Source organism: Bacteroides mediterraneensis (assembly GCF_016900355.1).
Lineage (GTDB): Bacteria > Bacteroidota > Bacteroidia > Bacteroidales > Bacteroidaceae > Phocaeicola.
Genome location: NZ_JACJKA010000020.1, coordinates 50,390 through 69,845, shown reverse-complemented (window position 1 = coordinate 69,845; position 19,456 = coordinate 50,390). Strand labels below are relative to the sequence as shown.

At 48.8% G+C, this 19,456-nt stretch carries 15 protein-coding genes, 4 tRNA genes and 1 other RNA gene; 17 read left to right on the top strand and 3 right to left on the bottom strand.

Translation table 11 applies throughout. From position 1 onward, the window contains the following. Window positions 1-275 precede the first annotated feature (275 nt). The 8 genes from H6A28_RS11245 to H6A28_RS11210 all read left to right on the top strand — a co-directional run bounded on the left by H6A28_RS11245 (window position 276) and on the right by H6A28_RS11210 (window position 5,506). Complete coding sequence (locus H6A28_RS11245) at window positions 276-2,630, top strand: ATP-dependent helicase (protein ID WP_204480347.1); 2,355 nt, start codon at window positions 276-278, stop codon at window positions 2,628-2,630. Between the two features lie 8 nt (window positions 2,631-2,638). Further along, entirely contained in the window at window positions 2,639-3,805 is a 1,167-nt protein-coding gene (gene nspC, locus H6A28_RS11240) for a carboxynorspermidine decarboxylase (RefSeq protein ID WP_239465338.1), read from the top strand. A gap of 355 nt (window positions 3,806-4,160) precedes the next feature. Beyond that, window positions 4,161-4,233, top strand: a tRNA-Gly gene (locus H6A28_RS11235). Window positions 4,234-4,266: 33 nt separating this feature from the next. Next, a tRNA-Leu gene (locus tag H6A28_RS11230) sits at window positions 4,267-4,347 on the top strand. 7 nt (window positions 4,348-4,354) lie between these two features. Further along, window positions 4,355-4,430 (top strand) — tRNA-Gly (locus H6A28_RS11225). 19 nt (window positions 4,431-4,449) lie between these two features. Beyond that, window positions 4,450-4,522, top strand: a tRNA-Gly gene (locus tag H6A28_RS11220). A gap of 134 nt (window positions 4,523-4,656) precedes the next feature. Then, the gene (locus tag H6A28_RS11215; RefSeq protein ID WP_204475638.1) at window positions 4,657-4,869 is read left to right on the top strand and encodes a hypothetical protein; all 213 of its coding nucleotides are present in this window, start codon (window positions 4,657-4,659) and stop codon (window positions 4,867-4,869) included. Window positions 4,870-4,900: 31 nt separating this feature from the next. Then, window positions 4,901-5,506, top strand: coding sequence for a riboflavin synthase (locus H6A28_RS11210; RefSeq protein ID WP_022354909.1), 606 nt, complete (start codon window positions 4,901-4,903; stop codon window positions 5,504-5,506). 67 nt (window positions 5,507-5,573) lie between these two features. Here the strand turns inward: H6A28_RS11210 and H6A28_RS11205 are convergent, their stop codons facing one another. Continuing rightward, window positions 5,574-6,890: a YihY/virulence factor BrkB family protein gene (locus H6A28_RS11205; RefSeq protein ID WP_204475637.1), complete on the bottom strand. Its 1,317-nt coding sequence runs from the start codon at window positions 6,888-6,890 to the stop codon at window positions 5,574-5,576. Between the two features lie 24 nt (window positions 6,891-6,914). Next, window positions 6,915-7,275: RNase P RNA component class A (gene rnpB / locus H6A28_RS11200), an RNA gene on the bottom strand. 302 nt (window positions 7,276-7,577) lie between these two features. Between rnpB and H6A28_RS11195 the strand changes: the two genes are divergently transcribed. The 5 genes from H6A28_RS11195 to H6A28_RS11175 all read left to right on the top strand — a co-directional run bounded on the left by H6A28_RS11195 (window position 7,578) and on the right by H6A28_RS11175 (window position 13,379). After that, complete coding sequence (locus H6A28_RS11195) at window positions 7,578-9,071, top strand: trypsin-like peptidase domain-containing protein (protein ID WP_204480346.1); 1,494 nt, start codon at window positions 7,578-7,580, stop codon at window positions 9,069-9,071. Between the two features lie 263 nt (window positions 9,072-9,334). Next, window positions 9,335-10,195 carry a sigma-70 family RNA polymerase sigma factor gene (locus H6A28_RS11190; RefSeq protein WP_021971286.1) on the top strand — a complete coding sequence of 287 codons (861 nt, stop codon included), beginning with the start codon at window positions 9,335-9,337 and terminating at the stop codon, window positions 10,193-10,195. A 164-nt stretch (window positions 10,196-10,359) separates the two neighbouring features. Next, window positions 10,360-10,767, top strand: a complete 408-nt coding sequence (locus H6A28_RS11185) for a hypothetical protein (RefSeq protein ID WP_204480344.1) — start codon at window positions 10,360-10,362, stop codon at window positions 10,765-10,767. Beyond that, on the top strand, window positions 10,764-12,041 hold the full coding sequence (locus tag H6A28_RS11180; RefSeq protein WP_239465337.1) for a clostripain-related cysteine peptidase: 1,278 nt from the start codon (window positions 10,764-10,766) through the stop codon (window positions 12,039-12,041). The genes H6A28_RS11185 and H6A28_RS11180 overlap by 4 nt, the downstream gene beginning before the upstream one ends. Window positions 12,042-12,125: 84 nt before the next feature. Further along, on the top strand, window positions 12,126-13,379 hold the full coding sequence (locus H6A28_RS11175; protein WP_204480342.1) for an Nramp family divalent metal transporter: 1,254 nt from the start codon (window positions 12,126-12,128) through the stop codon (window positions 13,377-13,379). Window positions 13,380-13,386: 7 nt separating this feature from the next. On the opposite strand, the gene H6A28_RS11170 is transcribed toward H6A28_RS11175, so the two are convergent. Further along, a complete protein-coding gene (locus H6A28_RS11170; RefSeq protein ID WP_204480336.1) occupies window positions 13,387-14,748 on the bottom strand; it encodes an MATE family efflux transporter in 1,362 nt (453 codons plus the stop codon). A gap of 87 nt (window positions 14,749-14,835) precedes the next feature. Here H6A28_RS11170 and H6A28_RS11165 point away from each other — a divergent pair, with 87 nt between their 5' ends. The 4 genes from H6A28_RS11165 (at window position 14,836) to ettA (ending at window position 19,321) form a co-directional block, all read left to right on the top strand. Further along, entirely contained in the window at window positions 14,836-15,483 is a 648-nt protein-coding gene (locus H6A28_RS11165) for an HAD family hydrolase (protein ID WP_204480334.1), read from the top strand. Window positions 15,484-15,547: 64 nt separating this feature from the next. Then, window positions 15,548-16,369, top strand: a complete 822-nt coding sequence (gene panB / locus H6A28_RS11160; RefSeq protein ID WP_204475631.1) for a 3-methyl-2-oxobutanoate hydroxymethyltransferase — start codon at window positions 15,548-15,550, stop codon at window positions 16,367-16,369. Between the two features lie 122 nt (window positions 16,370-16,491). Then, complete coding sequence (locus H6A28_RS11155) at window positions 16,492-17,613, top strand: MFS transporter (RefSeq protein ID WP_204480332.1); 1,122 nt, start codon at window positions 16,492-16,494, stop codon at window positions 17,611-17,613. 19 nt (window positions 17,614-17,632) lie between these two features. Next, entirely contained in the window at window positions 17,633-19,321 is a 1,689-nt protein-coding gene (ettA, locus tag H6A28_RS11150) for an energy-dependent translational throttle protein EttA (protein ID WP_204475629.1), read from the top strand. The last annotated feature ends 135 nt before the right edge of the window (window positions 19,322-19,456 follow it).

Below are 19,456 nucleotides of genomic sequence, written 5' to 3'. Positions count from 1 at the left end.
CCCTAAGATACGAAAAATTAGGGAGACGGGCAAGTCCTGACTGAGCGAAGTTTGGGCTTGCCCGATTTTTTTTGCAGACACAAAAAAGGCCATCTCAAATTATATTTCAATTTGAGACAGCCTCTTTTCTCTTATAACCTTAATACGATGTGGTAATTGTATTTACTCCTATCATATAACAACAGAATGAGGAAAATGTTTTGGCTGAGGTGAGAAAATGTAATAGGACACTGCCGGATTTGTGCTATCTTTGCGACGGAAATATCTAAACCTGTATGACAGATTATTTGAATGAACTGAATGACAGTCAGCGCGAGGCGGTGATGTACAACGAAGGACCCTCCTTGGTGATTGCCGGAGCCGGTTCCGGAAAGACGCGCGTACTGACCTACAAGATAGCTTATCTGCTGGACAACGGATATGAACCGTGGTCCATTTTGGCATTGACCTTTACCAACAAGGCGGCCCGCGAGATGAAGGAGCGTATCGCCCGTCAGGTGGGGCCGGAACGTGCCCGTTATCTCTGGATGGGGACTTTCCATTCCATCTTTTCCCGTATTTTGCGGGCGGAAGCTGAAGCGCTGGGCTTTACGTCCAATTTCACGATTTATGATGCGACGGATTCCAAGAGCTTGGTAAAGACCATTATTAAGGAAATGAACCTGGACGACAAGGTGTACAAGCCGGGCATGGTGCAAGGGCGCATCAGTCAGGCAAAGAATCACCTGGTGCTGCCGGAGGCCTACGCGGCGAATGCCGAACTGGTGGAAGCGGACCAGGCAGCGAAAGTGCCGTTAGTGCGGGAGATTTACGCACGCTACTGGAACCGCTGTCGGCAAAGTGACGCCATGGATTTTGACGACCTGTTGCTGTATACTTACCTGTTGTTCCACACGCGTCCGGACATCTGCGACAAGTATGCGGCCCGTTTCCGTTATATTTTGGTGGACGAGTACCAGGATACGAACTTTGCCCAGCACAGCATTGTGCTCCAGCTTACGCAGAAACAGCAGTTCGTGTGCGTGGTGGGCGACGATGCGCAGAGTATCTATTCCTTCCGCGGGGCCAATATCGACAACATCCTGAACTTTACTCATACGTATAAGAATGCCCGTTTGTTCAAGCTGGAACAGAATTACCGTTCCACGCAGACCATCGTCAATGCGGCCAACAGCCTGATTGCGAAGAACCGCGACCAGATTCGGAAAGAGGTGTTCTCGGAAAAAGATAAAGGAGAGCCTATCGGTGTGTTTGCAGCCTACAGCGACGTGGAAGAAGGAGAGATTGTGGCCAATAAGATTGTGCAGTTGCATGCAAAGGAAGATTATGCTTATCACGACTGTGCCATTCTGTACCGTACGAATGCCCAGAGCCGTATCTTTGAAGAGGCGTTGCGCAAGCGTGGCATTCCGTACCGTATTTATGGGGGACTGTCGTTCTACCAGCGCAAGGAAGTGAAAGACGTTGTGGCTTATTTCCGATTGGTGGTGAATCCGAACGATGAAGAGGCTTTCAAGCGGGTCATTAATTATCCGGCACGGGGTATCGGGAATACTACATTAGGGAAGCTGGTGGAGGCGGCCACCCGTTATCAGGTAAGTTTGTGGAAGGTGTTGTGCGAACCGCTGAGCTATGGACTGACATTGAACAAGGGTACCCACACCAAGTTGCAGGGCTTCCGAGATTTAATTGCGGAGTTCGTGACGATGGCCCAGGAAAAGGATGCCTATACGGTGGGCATGGAACTGGTACGTCGTTCGGGTATCATGGCGGAGATTTACCAGGACCGCTCGCCGGAAAACCTGAGTCGGCAGGAAAACATCGAGGAATTGATGAATGGCATGCGAGACTTCTGTGAGGGACGGCAGGAGGAGGGGAATCCTCATCTGTTATTGTCTGATTATCTGTCGGAGATTGCCTTGCTGACCGACCAGGATGAAGACAAGGGGGAAATGCAGTCGAAGGTGACGCTGATGACCATCCATTCGGCCAAGGGATTGGAGTTTCGCAATGTGTTTGTGGTGGGGATGGAAGAGAATCTGTTCCCCAGTCCGCTGTCGTCGGCTTCCTATCGGGCGTTGGAAGAAGAGAGACGCCTGTTTTATGTAGCCGTCACTCGGGCAGAAGACCACTGCTACCTGTCGTATGCCAAGAGCCGTTTCAAGTATGGCAAGATGGAGTTCTGTAATCCGAGCCGTTTCCTGAAAGACATTGACGTGCGTTACCTGAAACTGCCGCAGGAGGAACTGATGGCCGGACGCATTGAAGAGACGGCCAGCCGTTTCCGGAAGGAGGCCAGTCGCGCTTCTTACGAACGCGAGCCTCGTGAAAGCGGACCGTCGATGTTCGACGGAGGTCCGATGCCGGAAGAACCCCATCGCTTTGTGCCTCCTCGTACGTTGCGGCGGATTCCCGAGGCAGCTCCATCGGCTACGCCGTCACGTCCGTCGGCTGGAGGATTGTCGGCGGGTATGTGGATAGAGCACGAACGTTTCGGCAAGGGAGAAGTGACCAAGGTAGAAGGCAGCGGAGACAACTGCAAGGCGACGGTGCAGTTCCAGCATGCCGGGGTGAAACAGTTGTTGCTGAAGTTCGCCCGTTTTAAAGTAATTGATGAAACAAATAAATAAGAAAGACAATGATAAAAGACTGGGACAAGATACCCTCTCCGTGTTATGTCATGGAGGAGGAGTTACTGAGAAAGAATCTCACGCTGATCAAGCACGTGGCCGATACGGCAGGGGTGGAAATCATTCTGGCGTTTAAAGCCTTCGCCATGTGGAAATCGTTCCCCATTTTCCGGGAATACATCCGTTACACCACGGCCAGTTCCGAATACGAGGCTCGTCTGGCTTTTGAAGAATTCGGCAGCAAGGCGCATACCTATTCGCCAGCCTATACGGCACAGAATTTTCCGGCTTTCCTGAAATACAGCAGTCACATCACCTTCAATTCGCTGTCGCAGTACGAGCGGTTCTATCCGTTGGCCAAGGCGAATCCGGAACCGGTATCCTGCGGCATCCGTGTCAATCCCGAATATTCGGAAGTGGAGGTGGAATTGTACAATCCTTGTGCACCGGGCACCCGTTTCGGGGTGACGGCTGACCAGTTGCCGGATCAGTTGCCGGAAGGAATCGAAGGGTTCCACTGTCATTGCCATTGCGAATCAAGTTCCTACGAACTGGAACGCACGCTTCAGCACATTGAGGAGAAATTCAGTCGCTGGTTCCCGCAGCTGAAATGGCTGAATTTGGGAGGAGGCCATCTGATGACACGGGCTGATTACGATGTGGACCACCTGATTCGCCTGTTGCAAGGACTGAAATCGCGTTATCCGCACTTGCAAATCATCTTGGAACCAGGTTCAGCCTTCACCTGGCAGACGGGTCCGCTGGTAGCCTCTGTTGTCGATGTGGTAGAAAACCGGGGCATACGGACAGCCATTCTCGATGTCAGCTTCACCTGCCATATGCCCGACTGTCTGGAGATGCCTTATCAGCCACGGGTGCGTGATGCCGAGTCGTTGCCGGCTGATGCCGTGAAAACTGCTCCGAAAGAAGAGCATGTGTATCGCCTGGGCGGAAACAGTTGCCTGAGTGGGGACTACATGGGCAGCTGGAAGTTCGACCACGAGCTGCAGGTGGGTGAGCGGATTGTGTTTGAAGACATGATTCACTATACCATGGTCAAGACGAACATGTTCAATGGTATCCACCATCCGTCGATAGCCATTCTGCATACTGACGGTGAATTGGAAGTGTATCGCACTTTCCATTATGAAGACTATCGTGACCGCATGTGTTGATCCTGTTTAAAAACGTCTAAGCGTTTGCTGGAAAACGCTTAGACGTTTTAGTTCAAACGCAAGTGCGTTTGAGTCAAAACACAAGGACGTTTGGATTGAAACGCAAGTACGTTTTCGTTCAAACGTCCTTGCGTTTTTTTGAAGGATGCAAAGGCTTTCTTTTGTCTCTCAAAAAGTCTTCATTTCCAACTTCTTCCGCTGTAGAATGCGGCAGGAGTGCTTGGAGCGCCAAAATGGCTTCACTCAAAAATGTCACTTTTTTTCAAAAAAGATGCCCGATAGTTTTGGTAGTTTCAAAAAAAGGACTACCTTTGCACTCGCAATCGGGAAAATGATGAACGGTTGTAGAAATGATGCGGAAATAGCTCAGTTGGTAGAGCATAACCTTGCCAAGGTTAGGGTCGCGAGTTCGAGTCTCGTTTTCCGCTCAGCGAAAAAGAAAAGAGTTGCGCTAAGCAAATGCCCAGGTGGCGGAATGGTAGACGCGCACGTTTCAGGTGCGTGTGTCGAGAGGCATGCAGGTTCGAGTCCTGTTCTGGGCACTACATTGCGGAAATAGCTCAGTTGGTAGAGCATAACCTTGCCAAGGTTAGGGTCGCGAGTTCGAGTCTCGTTTTCCGCTCCAATTTGTTTACTGAAAGTTTGCGGAAATAGCTCAGTTGGTAGAGCATAACCTTGCCAAGGTTAGGGTCGCGAGTTCGAGTCTCGTTTTCCGCTCGGAGGAGAAGACAGCGCCAGTTGTTTTCTCTTTTTTTATGCGTTTTCATAGGGAGAAATTTTTGGAATATCTGTTGCGGGTATTATAAGGAATTTGATATATTTGTGCCTGCAATCAGAAAAAGGAAAAAGTCATGAAAACGTATGATGTATATTTTTCGGACGGAAGTTCGAGCGACAATAAGGGATTTTCCATCAAGACTCCCGAAAAGGCCATTCACATGGCCGAGGATATGCTGGTGAAAGGCAACAGTTACATTGACGATTATGCCGGAGGTACTATCTCGGTCGTGGCGTCTGATGGAGAAGTGGTGTGGAGCAGTCCGATACCGCCCAAGAAAAAATAAGTGTAGTATATCATTAAAACCATAAGAATTTATGTTTTCTGGAATAGTAGAAGAATATGCGGAAGTAGTGAAGGTGGTAAAGGACCAGGAAAACCTGCACCTGACGCTGAAGTGTTCGTTTGTCGACGAGTTGAAAATTGATCAGAGTGTATCTCATAATGGTGTGTGTCTGACGGTGGTGAGCATTCAGGACGGTACTTATACAGTGACGGCCATGAAGGAGACTATCGAACGTTCCAATATCGGCCTGCTGGTTCCGGGTGACAAGGTGAACGTGGAACGCAGCATGATGATGAACGGACGGCTGGACGGACACATCGTGCAGGGACATGTAGACCAGACGGCGGTATGTACGGCTATCGACGATGCGCAGGGAAGCTGGTACTTCACATTCAAATATGATTTTGACAAGGAAATGGCGAAGCGAGGCTATTTTACGGTAGACAAAGGGTCTGTCACGGTGAACGGAGTGAGCCTGACCGTCTGCAACCCAACTGCCGACAGCTTCCAGGTGGCTATTATTCCTTATACCTATGAGCATACCAACTTCCATACCATTAAGGTAGGCAGTGTGGTTAATATTGAATTTGATATTATCGGTAAATACTTGAGCCGCATGATGCAGCTTACAAAATAAGAATGAATGGAATATTTGCTTTTCAGGCGCAGCTTCCGGAAATGCTCCGGAAACTGCGCCTGAATGTTTATAGGTCTTTCAATAAGATATGGCTGTTCTTCTCCGTAAATTCCTTGCGGGCGTCTATCAGGGTCTGCCAGGCAGCCGAATAATGCGCCGGGTCTATCTTGAAGTCCTCGGCTCCGTTGGCGTCCAGTTGGCTGAGTAGAGTACCTACACTTAGTTGGTTGATGTCGATGCCTGGAACATACTGGGGTTCGCGTGATTTTTCTTCCCCTGCCGCATCCGTTTCGTAAATCAGCCGCATGTCCTGTAGTTCATACAAAATGCTTTTGGTCAGCCGAATAGGGATTTTATGCTCTGTGCTGAGTGCTTCTGCCGTGTAAGGTTGTCCGCCTGTGGCAAACCGTTTACAGATGGAACTCAGGATGATGGTACAGAAGAAGTCGTGGAAGCGGCGGCTGATGTGGGCTGTTTCCTTTCCGAAGTTGAAGGTAGAAACGTTTTGGCTGATGTAGCTCATTTCTGCACCGAACAGGCAGATGCTCCAGGAAATCTGTGTCCACAAAAGGAAGAGGGGGATAGCGGCGAAGCTTCCGTAGATGGCGTTGTAGTTGGAGACCCATATCTGGCTGTTGATGTAAAAGTATTGGAAGGCCTGAAAAGCACTGCCGGCCAGTACACCGGGAAGCCAGGCGTGTGAGAGTTTGACTTTCGTGTTGGGCATGAAGGTATAGAGTCCGATGAACATACCCCAGATAAGGGCGTAGGGGATGAGTCGGACAAAGAATTTTAGGATAGGGGCCAGCACCATGAAGTTGTCCATTTCCTTTACATAGGTCATCATGAAGATGGTGAGACCGCTGGAAACCACCAGTAGGATGGGGAGCAGCAAAATCATGGAGAAATAGTCAGTGATTTGCCGGAATACACTGCGGGGTTTCTTCACCTGCCAGATGGCATTGAAGCTGCGTTCGATGTTGTCAATCAGCAGCAGGATGGTGCCTAACAGCATAATCAGGCCGATACCGATGAAGATACCACTTTGAGCGTGCTCCAGGTAAGAGTTGATCCAGCTAAAAATCAGTTCGGCCTGGGTACCGGTCATTCCTTGTCGGATCTGTGCCTCAATTAGTGTGTCGAATCCGAAACCGCGGGCGATGGCGAACAGCAGGGCCAGAATAGGGATGATGGAAAGCAGGGTGCTGTAGGTCAGTGCGGAGGCACGTACCACGATACGGTCTTTGATGAACTGAATAATAGAAAGGTAAATAATCTTGATGTAAGTATAGATTTTCCACTGGAGGGGAGTCACCTCTTCTTCTCGGATGCGCCATATTCCGTCGTCGAGGAAATGAATCAGCGCTTTAATTCGGGCATTCATGATTCGTATATTTTAGTGAAAAAAGAAAGCAGCTGGTCTATAAGCCGGGTTCTGTCACCCTGCGAATGCAGGGGAGCCTGTCATTTATCTACGCCTGCCGTCACCGGCAGGCTCTAGCGGTCCACCCTCCGACGTGGGGCGAGCAACCCTCGTTAATGCCGGTTTACATGACCTTACAACTCCTAAGATGCACAGCCCGCATATCGCTATACGGCTGGTAGGCTCTTACCCTACCTTCTCACCCTTACCTCCGGGTGGAGGCGGTTATTTTCTTCTGCATTACTCTGCCCTTGCAGGCGGCTTTCTGTTAGGAAGTAGGACGCTCTGTGTTGCCCGGACTTTCCTCTTCTACCCAAATAGTATCAGCGACAGACCGACCAACTGCTTTCTCTGTGCAAAGGTACGCAAATAAACGGAATTTGTGCTATAAATGCTGGGATTCTTTCGGTATAGGTGTTTTAGAAGGGCTCTGGCGGGACAGACGATTTGTCAGCGGTGTCACTATTCCACTGGTAATGAATGTAAATTTGTCAGATTTGGCAGTTAACTGCGGTTAATGCCTTTCTGTCCATTGTTAAAAGACAGAAAAAAGAACGGGGGAAGAGTACATTCGTATGGATTTTGTTCTACTTTAGCAAATGAAAAGTTAAAACAACGTCGAAATTAACATTTTAAACAATAGAAGATATGAAAACAACAACTAAGTTTGCGATAGGTTCAGTAGCAGTCATTGCACTGAGTGCTGGAGTGGCCGGAGCTACAGCGTATGCCATGATGGAGAAAAATCAGGCAAACGCATCTTTCTATGATGCTTTTGATACTGCGTCTCCTTTGCGTACGGCGGCATTGGATGCATCAAGCATGCAACCGGTCGATTTGACGAAAGCGGCAGAAAGTACGTTGAACTCCGTGGTACATATCATGTCTATTCAGCGTAGCAAGATTCAGACAATTCAACAGCCCGATATATTCGATTTCTTCTTTGGTGACGGACGAGGCCGGCAGCAACAGGTACAGACTCCGGAACAGAGAGGCCTTGGTTCGGGTGTCATCATTTCAAAAGATGGTTACATCGTGACCAACAATCATGTGATTGACGGGGCTGATGAAATTAATGTGAAGCTGCATGACGGACGCGAAATGAAAGGACGTGTCATCGGGGCAGACCCGACCACCGACTTGGCATTGATCAAGATTGAAGGAGATGATTTCCCGGCTATTGTGGTTGGTAGCTCTGACAACCTGAAAGTAGGTGAGTGGGTACTGGCAGTCGGTAACCCGTTCAACTTAGGTTCTACAGTAACCGCCGGTGTGGTAAGTGCGAAATCCCGTGGACTGGGAGCCAATCAGGTAGAATCTTTCATCCAGACCGATGCGGCCATCAACCAAGGTAACAGTGGTGGTGCGTTGGTCAATGCAAAAGGTGAACTGGTAGGTATCAACGCCATGCTGTATTCTCCGACAGGAGCTTACTCCGGTTATGGTTTCGCCATTCCGGTAAGTATCATGACCAAGGTGGTAACAGACTTGAAGCAATATGGTACCGTACAGCGTGCCTTGCTGGGTATCGCCGGTCGTGATATGGGTAATGAAGTTTATCCGGATGAAATCCGTAAGGAACAGAAAGAACTGGGTGCTACCGAAGGTGTACAGGTCGTAGAAGTCACAGATGGTGGTTCAGCCGACGGAATCTTGCAGAAGAACGATGTTATTCTGAAACTGAACGACACCAAGGTGAAGACGATGGCCGACCTGCAAGGTATGCTGGCTAAGTATCGTCCGGGTGACAAAGTGAAGGTGACCGTTTTGCGTGACAAGAAAGAAAAGACCTTTACCATTACCTTGAAGAATTCTCAGGGAACGACTAAAGTAGTAAAACAGGCCGATATGGAAATCTTGGGTGCTGCCTTCCGTGCTGTACCGAAAGAACTGAAGGAACAGTTGAATTTGGGTTACGGAGTGGAAGTGACCGGTGTCAGCGACGGAAGAATGAAAGACAGTGGTATCCGCAAGGGATTCATTATCCTGAAAGCCAACGGAAAGCAGTTGCATAGTGTACAGGATTTGGAAAACGTGATGAAAGCCGCTTCCCAATCAGCCGATCAGGTACTGTTCATGACAGGTGTATATCCGTCAGGCAAACGTGCAAATTATGCAGTCGACTTATCTCAGGCTGAATAATAATTACACAAGGTAGAAAGATTTAGCAACGTTGAAGGCGCTTCGAACCTCCGAAGCGCCTTCTTTGGCTTCTGACTATAGGAGTGGACAATCCGTGCGTGGAATGAACAATCGGGTCGTCTGCTCTGTTTCCTTTTTGATATGTGGTTGACAAAAAGAGAGAATAGATAGGAGTTTATGAAATTTATCGATTCTTTCTTTCGAAAATCACTGTCAGAATAAAATTTTTTTTGTACTTTTGTACCCAAATCATTTTATATAGAATGAGACAGTTAAAGATTACTAAAAGTATCACTAACCGAGAGAGCGCTTCTTTGGATAAGTATTTGCAGGAAATCGGTCGTGAAGATTTGATTACTGTAGAAGAGGAGGTAGAACTCGCTCAACGTATCCGTAAAGGTGACCGTGCGGCATTAGAGAAACTTACACGTGCCAACCTACGATTTGTGGTGTCTGTAGCCAAACAGTATCAGAACCAGGGCTTGAGCTTGCCGGATTTGATTAATGAAGGTAACCTGGGATTGATTAAGGCCGCTGAAAAGTTTGATGAAACCCGTGGTTTCAAATTCATCAGTTACGCTGTTTGGTGGATTCGTCAGTCCATTTTGCAGGCATTGGCAGAACAGTCACGTATCGTGCGTCTGCCGTTGAACCAGGTAGGTTCATTGAATAAAATTAGTAAGGCATTCTCTAAGTTTGAGCAGGAAAACGAACGTCGTCCGTCGCCGGAGGAACTGGCCGATGAGCTGGAAATTCCGGTAGACAAGATTTCGGATACGCTGAAGGTTTCCGGTCGCCACATTTCCGTGGATGCTCCTTTTGTGGAAGGAGAGGACAACAGTCTGCTGGATGTGCTGGTGAACGATGATTCTCCGATGGCCGACCGCTCTTTGGTGAATGAATCACTTTCGAGGGAAATTGACAGAGCACTTTCTACGTTGACCGAAAGAGAGAAGGATATCATCCAGATGTTTTTCGGTATTAACACGCAGGAAATGACGTTGGAAGAAATCGGCGACAAGTTTGGACTCACCCGTGAGCGTGTTCGCCAGATTAAGGAAAAGGCAATTAGACGATTAAGACAAAATTCTCGTAGTAAGTTGCTCAAATCTTATTTGGGATAAGGTAGAGATTGATTTCCGAAAAAACAGAAGGGATGTATGAAGACAAGCTCAGTCTTGATACATCTCTTTTTGTATGTATAAAGGCTTTTTCTTTGTTAATTTATATGTCTTCTTTCGGTTTTTACGCATAATTGTGTACTTTTGCCTTCATAAATTGATGGATTATGCGTTACACAAAATTTTTTTGTTTCCTGTTTGTGATAGTATTTGCTGCTTCTGCCTTCAGCAAGGAGCCGAAAGATAAGAATAAATACGGTGTGTATTTGGCAGGTGTTTCTGCTTCGTTCACCGATTCATTAGTGTATTTCACTGAAGTACAGTATTTGGATAGCGCGGCTGTGGATGATAAGGATATGTTGGTAGGTCGTGCTTTGTACAGTCTGCAGCTGAAGGATTACCTGGAACAGAAACAGAATGGCAAGAACCGTACATGTTTCATGTTTTTTAGCCGGAAGAAAAAAAATGTGCAGAAGGAGCTGAAAAAGCTGAAAGAAAAATATACGAAGGGCGGTTCATTGTTCCTTCAAGATGTAAATCCGGAATTCAAGTTTACAAAGCCTGACGTAGAATGAGAGGGATGAAGAAATGGGTGTATGGCCTGTTGGTAGTGCTTCTGGCGGCCTGTTCCAATGAGATTCCGGAACAACAGCCGGCTAAACGCTCAGGGCGTACCGTATTGGCCTATCTGATATCGAACAATTCTCGGAATTCAGGTTCCTTGGATACTTATTTGCGTGATAACGTAATAGATATGTACACGGCGTTAGGAAATATGAAGGAGTCGTGTACGTTGTTGGTTTTCTATCGGCCCTATACGAATGATGCGCCCTTAAGTAATCCTACCTTGATGAGTTTCTATACCGATGGGCGTGGAAATGTCAATAGTCAGCCAGCTTTGACGGGGGTCAATCTAACCTTTGAATCGATTTGTCAGGTAGCAGAAAAGAAAGAATATACCATGAACAGTCAGATTGCTACCGATCCGGCTGTTATGGAAGAAGTTTTTAAGGATATGCAGACGGTAGCTCCTTCGGACAGTTACGGAGTGATTTTCGGTTCACATGGCAGTGGATGGATGAAAGTAAATTCTGTACGGACAAAAGCATTTGGAGATGACAACGGTTACAATATCGATATTCCGGACTTGGCTAATGTCTTGAAAAACAGTTTTACGAAGAAGCTTGATTTTGTGCTGTTTGACGCCTGTATGATGGGTACGGCAGAAGTATGCTGCGAATTGAAAGATGTGACTTCGCACTGTGTGGCTTCGGTGATGGAAACACCTACTGATGGATTTCCTTATGATCAGGTACTTCCTTATCTATATGTAGATAGTGTAGACTACTCGGCGGTATGTCATGAATTTATTTCATATAATAAAACCTATAATTTGTGGGGAACCTGTGCAGCGGTCGATTGCAGTCAGATGGATAATCTGGCCGAAGCAGTGAAAGCCAAGCTGTTGGAATGGAAAGAGGCGCTTCCTTCGGTTTCAATGGAGAATGTGCAGCAGTATGGGGTGAACAGTTATCGGTATTTCTCATACGATGTGCTTGATTTCTTCCGGGAATTGGGCCGGAAGTATGGGGTGGCTGAAACGGATCTGAATACGGAAATCGCTTCTGTACAGACCGCTTTGAATCAGGCTGTCATTGCTAAGGAATGTATTCCAAATCCTCCATCTGTATATTCAAATTTTAAGGTAGACGATGCCCGTTTTTGCGGAATCGGGATGTATATTCCGGGAGAGTATAATCGATATGTGACGAACAAGACTTCCTGGAACAGTTACTATACACAATCTATCGCCTGGTATCGTGCCGCAGGCTGGGATGCCTTGAACTAACTGATAATTGCTGACTTCTTGACGCTTTGTGTAAACTTTCTGTGTGGTAAATTTGTTGTATTGCTTTAAGGCAGATTGTTCGCTATGTGGAATTTTATCAAAGAGTTAAAACGGAAAGACCATCCACGTTACTTAGGTGGATTGGATTTCTTCAAATACATCGGTCCGGGATTGCTCGTGACCGTCGGTTTCATCGACCCGGGTAACTGGGCCTCGAATTTTGCGGCAGGAGCTGATTTCGGCTATTCCCTGCTGTGGGTTATCACCCTGTCGACTATCATGTTGATAGTGTTGCAGCACAATGTAGCACATTTGGGTATCGTTACCGGGCTTTGCCTGAGTGAGGCGGCCACGAAATACACGCCCAAATGGGTGTCTCGTCCTGTATTAGGTACGGCGGTACTGGCTTCCATCTCTACTTCGCTTGCTGAGATTTTGGGAGGAGCCATCGCTTTGGAGATGCTCTTTCACATTCCCATCATTTGGGGAGCCCTATTGACCACAGCATTTGTCGTCATCATGCTTTTCACCAATTCCTATAAACGGATTGAGCGGGCCATCATTGCTTTTGTCTCCGTCATCGGATTGTCTTTTCTGTATGAAATGTTTCTGGTGGAGATTGACTGGCCATTGGCAGTCCGTTCATGGGTGGTACCATCCATCCCCCAGGGGAGTCTGCTGGTTATTATGAGCGTACTGGGAGCGGTGGTTATGCCCCACAACCTGTTTCTTCATTCGGAGGTGGTGCAGAGCCGGGAATACAACAAGCAGGACGATGCTTCCATTCGCAAGCTGCTGAAGTATGAGTTCTACGATACCCTTTTCTCCATGGGAGTGGGCTGGGCCATCAACAGTGCGATGATTTTGCTGGCAGCGGCTACTTTCTTTGCCAATGGAGTGGAAGTGGAAGAACTGCAACAGGCTAAGAGTCTGTTAGAACCCTTGTTGGGTAGTCAGGCAGCCTTAGTGTTCGCTTTGGCCTTGCTGATGGCCGGTATCTCGTCGACAGTGACGAGCGGTATGGCGGCAGGTTCCATCTTTGCCGGGATGTTCGGCGAGTCATATCATGTGAAGGATATCCATTCGCGGGTGGGTATTTTGCTTTCCTTGGGCGTCGCTTTGGTAGTGATTCTGTTCATTGACAACCCCTTTCAGGGTTTGATTATTTCTCAGATGGTGCTGAGTATCCAGTTGCCGTTTACCATCTTTTTGCAAGTGTGGCTGACTTCCTCCCGGCGGGTGATGGGTCCGTATGCCAATTCTCGGTGGAGCACGTGGGTACTCTATACCATGGCCGTGGTGGTGTCCGTACTGAATCTTGCACTGCTGTTTTCGTAAATGCTTGTCAGGCTTCGTGCGGAAGTCTCTCTCTCATTTTCTTTTTGAAATGATAAAGCAGCATGAGGGCGGCTACCGCAAAGGCCAGGCCGTCGGACAGCGGCATGCTGAACCATACCCCTTTCAGTCCGTAGACAGGCGGTAACCAGGCCAGTCCCGGAAGCAGGAAGAGCAGCTGACGGGAGAGGGACAGGAAGATGGAAATCCGTGCCTTTCCAATGGATTGGAAGAATTGAGTGATGACAATCTGTGCCCCGACCACGGGAAAAGCTAAGATACCGATTCGCAAGGCGAGGATGGCATCGTCCATCAGTTCCTGACTATCGGTAAACATACCCACGAAGAGTCCAGGAAACAGCTCTCCCACGGCAAATCCCACGGTGGTGATGATGCAGGCCGCCGTAATACCCAACTTTAAAGTGTGTTTCACCCGACTGAAATGGCGGGCTCCATAATTGTATCCCGTAATGGGTTGCATACCCATGGTGATGCCCATCACAATCATGACAAACAACATCTGGATGCGGTTGAGGATACCGAAGGCTCCGATGGCCATGTCGCCTCCATAGCTGAGCAACCGGTTGTTAATGAAGATGACGATACAGCAGGCGCACACGTTCATCACGAAGGGGGACATGCCGATGGCAAAAATATTTCCCATGATTTTCTTCTGCAAGCGAAGGTTGGGTCGGTGGAAACGGATGTAGCTTTTCCGGTTGCAGAAGTGATAGAGCACCCAGATCATGCCGAAAAACTGTGAGCAGACTGTGGCCAGTGCCGCTCCCCGGATGCCCCAGTCGAACACGAAGATGAAGATGGGAGCCAGAATGATGTTGCATCCCACCGTCAGCATGGACGAGAGCATGGCCTTGCGCGGATAGCCCGTGGCCCGCATGACGTTGTTGAGTCCGATCATGACATACGAGATGGGGCTGCCCAGCAGGATGACCTGCATGAAGTCGCGGGCATAAGGCATGGTCGCTTCGCTGGCCCCGAAGAAAAACAGAATCGGTTCCAGGAAGATGAACGCCAGTCCCCCGTAGAACACGGCATTGATGACACAGAGAATCGCCACATTGCCCAAGATGTCTTCGGTCCCTTTCTTGTCTTTCTGTCCCAGGCGGATGGAGGAGAGTGTAGCACCTCCCACACCCACCAGCGTACAGAACGCCACCAGCAGGTTCATGAGCGGGAAGGTGATGGCCAGTCCCGAGATGGCCAGTGCCCCCACACCGTGTCCGATGAAGATACTGTCGATGATGTTGTAGAGCGAGGTCAGTGTCATGCCGATGATGGCCGGGATGGAATATTCCAGCAACAGTTTACCGATGGGAGCTTCTCCTAAGATATGCGGATTGTTCTCTTTCATGTGAAATTTGTTTATTTTAATTCTCAAAGTTAGGAATATGAACCGATATTTCAGAACTTTGCACCGTTAAATCAAACTAAACATCGAATGGACAAAACGAAATGTGTAGCTGCCCTTTTTGATTTCGACGGGGTGGTGATGGATACCGAATCACAGTACAGTCTTTTTTGGAACAAGGTAGGAAAACAATATCATCCGGAATATGAAGAGTTCGGACGGGTTATCAAAGGACAGACTCTTAAGCAGATTTACGACCGCCATTTTCAGGGAATGGAACGGGAGCAGGCGGAGATTACCGACCGTCTGAACCGTTTTGAGACGGAGATGAAGTATGAATACGTGCCGGGAGTGGAAGATTTCATGCGCAGCCTGCATGCCCATGGGGTGAAGATTGCCATTGTGACCAGCTCGAACGAGAAGAAGATGGCCAACGTCTATGCCGCGCATCCCGAACTGAAGGGACTGGTCGACCGGATTCTGACGGCTGAAATGTTCCATAAATCGAAGCCGGAACCCGACTGCTTTCTGTTGGGGGCTGAGGTTTTTGAGACGGTACCGGAAAACTGTGTCGTTTTTGAGGATTCCTTTCATGGCATTCAGGCTGGAAATGCGGCAGGGATGGCTGTGGTGGGTCTGAGTACGACCAATCCGGCGGAAGCCATTCAGAATCAGTGTGCTTTGGTGATTCCAGATTTCCGCCATTTTACCTACGAGGCCATGATGAACTTGCTGTAACACTTGTCTGATTCAGAGAAATCGGCTATTTTTGTGGAAATTTTACTAAATAGGAAAAAGAATTATGGCAGGATATCTTTCAGGTGATACTCGTAAAGTAACGACTCACCGTTTGATTGAAATGAAACAAAGAGGTGAGAAAATTTCCATGCTGACCTCTTACGATTATACCATGGCACAGATTGTAGACGGTGCCGGAGTAGATGTGATTTTAGTAGGCGATTCGGCTTCAAATGTCATGGCCGGAAATGTGACCACCCTTCCCATCACGGTAGACCAGATGATTTATCATGGCAAGTCGGTGATGCGCGGTGTGAAACGGGCACTGGTGGTAGTAGACATGCCGTTTGGTTCGTATCAGGCAGACCCGTTCGACGGCGTGCGTAATGCCATCCGCATCATGAAAGAGACACATGCCGATGCGTTGAAGCTGGAAGGCGGTGAAGAGGTTATCGATGTGATTCGCCGTATCATCGGTGCCGGTATGCCGGTGATGGGACACCTGGGACTGATGCCGCAGTCCATCAACAAGTATGGTACTTATGGTGTACGGGCCAAGGAAGATGCCGAAGCTGAAAAGCTGATGAAAGACGCGCGTCTTTTGGAAGAGGCCGGATGTTTTGCGCTTGTGCTGGAAAAGATTCCGGCTGAACTGGCTGCCCGTGTGGCCAAGGAACTGACTATCCCCGTAATTGGTATCGGTGCTGGAGGGGGAGTAGACGGACAGGTGCTGGTGGTGACCGACATGCTGGGCATGACCAAAGGGTTCAGCCCACGCTTCTTGCGTCGTTATGCCGACCTGAACACGGTGATGACCGATGCCATCGGGCATTATGTGGCCGATGTGAAGTCGTGTGACTTCCCGAATGAATCAGAGCAGTATTGAGCCTATTTTTTTGGCATAAATAAGGGTGCATGGACTGTAGGACCGGGCGGTCAGTTTCCGGCAGGTGATACAGTCTGTGCATTTGTGTTTTGGAGAAGATAGAGATATAAAAGAATAAGAACATGTGGAATCGCAATTTTAATCTTTTACTTACAGCGAATTTTTTCCTGTACACGGCGGTGTATATGCTGTTTCCGGTCCTTCATCGGTGGATGGTGGGGGAGGGAGGATATACCAACCTTCAGGCCGGAGGAACCATTGCTATTTTTGGGGCTTCCTTGTATATCTTTGGGCCCTTTAATAATTACCTGGTCGATACGTTTAAGCGTAAGGCCGTATGTACGCGCAGTATCTTGTTGCTGGCGTTGGTAGGATTGATATACCCTTATTTTTCGGGGATAGGAACCATCGTAGCCCTTCGGGTATTGCAGGGAGCTTTGTTTGGAGTGGCGCTGATGTCGATGGGAAGTACCTTGGTTATCGACGTGACGCCCAGCCACTGCCGGAACAGGGCCAATCTTACTTTCACTTGGTCGGGAGTCCTCGGCATGTTGTGTGGCATCTGGGGGGGATACAGTTTGGGAGACTTTCTTTCGTTCCAGTATGAGCTGTATCTGTTTGTTATCCTGTGCATCGTTCCTATCCTGTTGGTATCGATGGTGAAAGTTTGCTTTCGCGCTCCGCTGGATTTGCCGTTGCTGTCGCTCGACCGTTTCCTGTTGTTCCGCACTCTGCTTCCGGGACTGAACATGATGGTGGTACCTTTCATTTTGGGGGTAGTATTCAGCACGACTTTCGATAGTTTTTTCTACATTTGTATTATGGCCGGATTTGTGGTCTTCCTGTTGCTCGACCGGTTGTTCCGCAGCCAGGCCGACGGGCGTTTCCTGAATGCCGTGGGATTGGTGCTGATGGGGATGGCCTTGGTGATGCTTTATCTTTCAGACGGTCGGGATTCCCTGTGGGGAGCCGGATTCCTGCTTGGATTGGGCATGGGACTTTCCCTGTTGCAGTTCCTGCGGATGATGATTTATCTTCCGCTGCATTGTGAGCGGGGAACGGGCTATCACACTTACCAGTTGCTGTGGGAGACCGGTGTGATGGTGGGCGTACTACTCGGGCAATATGTAGCCAACTCCATGAAACGGCAGTACCTGCTGGCCTTGCTGGTCTGCATGGTGGGACTGCTGGTTTACCAGGGAGGCATTCACGGCTATTTTGTGCGACGCATGAGAAACAGATAACTTAACCAATATAAAGAATATGGCAGACGACAAGAAAATTATCTTTTCAATGGTGGGAGTGAGCAAGTCATTCCAGAACAACAAGCAGGTATTGAAAGACATCTACCTATCCTTTTTTTATGGCGCGAAAATCGGAATCATCGGTCTGAACGGTTCCGGTAAGTCTACGTTGATGAAAATCATTGCCGGACTCGACAAGAATTACCAGGGCGAAGTGGTATTTTCGCCGGGATACAGTGTCGGCTATCTGGCACAGGAACCCCAGCTCGACGACGCGAAGACCGTGAAGGAAGTCGTGATGGAAGGGGTGCAGCAGGTGGTAGACACGCTGGCTGAATACGAAGAAATCAATCAGAAGTTCGGTTTGCCGGAGTATTACGAAGACCAGGAAAAGATGGACGCCCTCTTTGCGCGTCAGGCCGAATTGCAGGATATAATCGATGCTACGGATGCGTGGAATCTTGACAGCAAACTGGAGCGGGCGATGGATGCCCTGCGCTGTCCGCCAGAAGACCAGCTGGTGAAGAACCTCTCCGGAGGGGAACGCCGTCGGGTGGCTCTGTGCCGTCTGTTGTTGCAGAAGCCTGACATCCTGTTGCTTGACGAGCCGACCAACCACTTGGATGCGGAAAGCATCGACTGGCTGGAACAGCACCTGCAGCAGTACGAGGGAACGGTGATTGCCGTGACACACGACCGTTACTTCCTGGACCACGTGGCCGGATGGATTCTGGAACTCGACCGTGGCGAAGGTATTCCTTGGAAGGGAAACTATTCTAGCTGGCTGGAGCAGAAGACCAAGCGCATGGAGATGGAAGAAAAAACGGCCAGCAAGCGCCGCAAGACCTTGGAACGTGAGTTGGAATGGGTGCGCATGGCTCCCAAGGCCCGCCATGCCAAGGGTAAGGCTCGTCTAAATTCGTACGACAAACTTTTGAACGAAGACGTGAAGGAGAAGGAAGAGAAGCTGGAAATCTTCATCCCGAACGGTCCGCGTCTGGGCAACAAGGTCATCGAGGCCAAGCACGTGGCCAAGGCGTATGGCGACAAGTTGCTCTTTGACGACCTGAACTTCATGTTGCCGCCTAACGGCATTGTGGGAGTTATCGGTCCGAACGGTGCCGGAAAGACTACCCTGTTCCGTCTGATTATGGGACTGGAAACGGTGGACAAGGGTGAGTTTGAAGTAGGGGATACGGTCAAGATTGCCTATGTGGACCAGCAGCACAAGGACATTGATCCGAACAAGAGTGTGTATCAGGTCATTAGCGGAGGCAACGACCTGATTCGTATGGGTAACCGCGACGTGAACGCCCGTGCCTACCTGAGCCGTTTCAATTTCTCTGGTTCTGATCAGGAAAAGCTTTGCGGCATGCTTTCGGGTGGTGAACGTAACCGTCTGCACCTGGCCATGGCCCTGAAGGAAGAAGGTAATGTGCTGTTGCTCGACGAGCCGACCAACGATATTGATGTGAACACACTCCGGGCATTGGAAGAAGGTCTGGAAGATTTCGCAGGTTGTGCCGTGGTCATCAGTCACGACCGCTGGTTCCTCGACCGTATCTGTACGCACATCCTGGCATTCGAGGGAGATAGTCAGGTGTTCTACTTCGAAGGTTCCTACACGGAATACGAGGAAAATAAGATGAAGCGCATGGGCAATATAGAGCCGAAACGCGTACGCTACCGCAAATTGATGGAAGACTGATTTTCAGTTACTTATATAAAACATAAAAAACGCTTCGACGTTCGGAAGAAAACGTCGAAGCGTTTTTGTTTAAATGTACTTGCGTTTGAAGGAAAACGCACTTACGTTTTAGTTGAAACGCACTTGCGTTTAAGG

Bases quoted from the DNA above. Each gene is read 5' to 3' on its own strand.
- H6A28_RS11245 (WP_204480347.1), top strand. From the start codon at position 276: ATGACAGATTATTTGAATGAACTGAATGACAGTCAGCGCGAGGCGGTG.
- nspC (WP_239465338.1), top strand. From the start codon at position 2,639: ATGATAAAAGACTGGGACAAGATACCCTCTCCGTGTTATGTCATGGAG.
- H6A28_RS11215 (WP_204475638.1), top strand. From the start codon at position 4,657: ATGAAAACGTATGATGTATATTTTTCGGACGGAAGTTCGAGCGACAAT.
- H6A28_RS11210 (WP_022354909.1), top strand. From the start codon at position 4,901: ATGTTTTCTGGAATAGTAGAAGAATATGCGGAAGTAGTGAAGGTGGTA.
- H6A28_RS11205 (WP_204475637.1), bottom strand. From the start codon at position 6,890: ATGAATGCCCGAATTAAAGCGCTGATTCATTTCCTCGACGACGGAATA.
- H6A28_RS11195 (WP_204480346.1), top strand. From the start codon at position 7,578: ATGAAAACAACAACTAAGTTTGCGATAGGTTCAGTAGCAGTCATTGCA.
- H6A28_RS11190 (WP_021971286.1), top strand. From the start codon at position 9,335: ATGAGACAGTTAAAGATTACTAAAAGTATCACTAACCGAGAGAGCGCT.
- H6A28_RS11185 (WP_204480344.1), top strand. From the start codon at position 10,360: ATGCGTTACACAAAATTTTTTTGTTTCCTGTTTGTGATAGTATTTGCT.
- H6A28_RS11180 (WP_239465337.1), top strand. From the start codon at position 10,764: ATGAGAGGGATGAAGAAATGGGTGTATGGCCTGTTGGTAGTGCTTCTG.
- H6A28_RS11175 (WP_204480342.1), top strand. From the start codon at position 12,126: ATGTGGAATTTTATCAAAGAGTTAAAACGGAAAGACCATCCACGTTAC.
- H6A28_RS11170 (WP_204480336.1), bottom strand. From the start codon at position 14,748: ATGAAAGAGAACAATCCGCATATCTTAGGAGAAGCTCCCATCGGTAAA.
- H6A28_RS11165 (WP_204480334.1), top strand. From the start codon at position 14,836: ATGGACAAAACGAAATGTGTAGCTGCCCTTTTTGATTTCGACGGGGTG.
- panB (WP_204475631.1), top strand. From the start codon at position 15,548: ATGGCAGGATATCTTTCAGGTGATACTCGTAAAGTAACGACTCACCGT.
- H6A28_RS11155 (WP_204480332.1), top strand. From the start codon at position 16,492: ATGTGGAATCGCAATTTTAATCTTTTACTTACAGCGAATTTTTTCCTG.
- ettA (WP_204475629.1), top strand. From the start codon at position 17,633: ATGGCAGACGACAAGAAAATTATCTTTTCAATGGTGGGAGTGAGCAAG.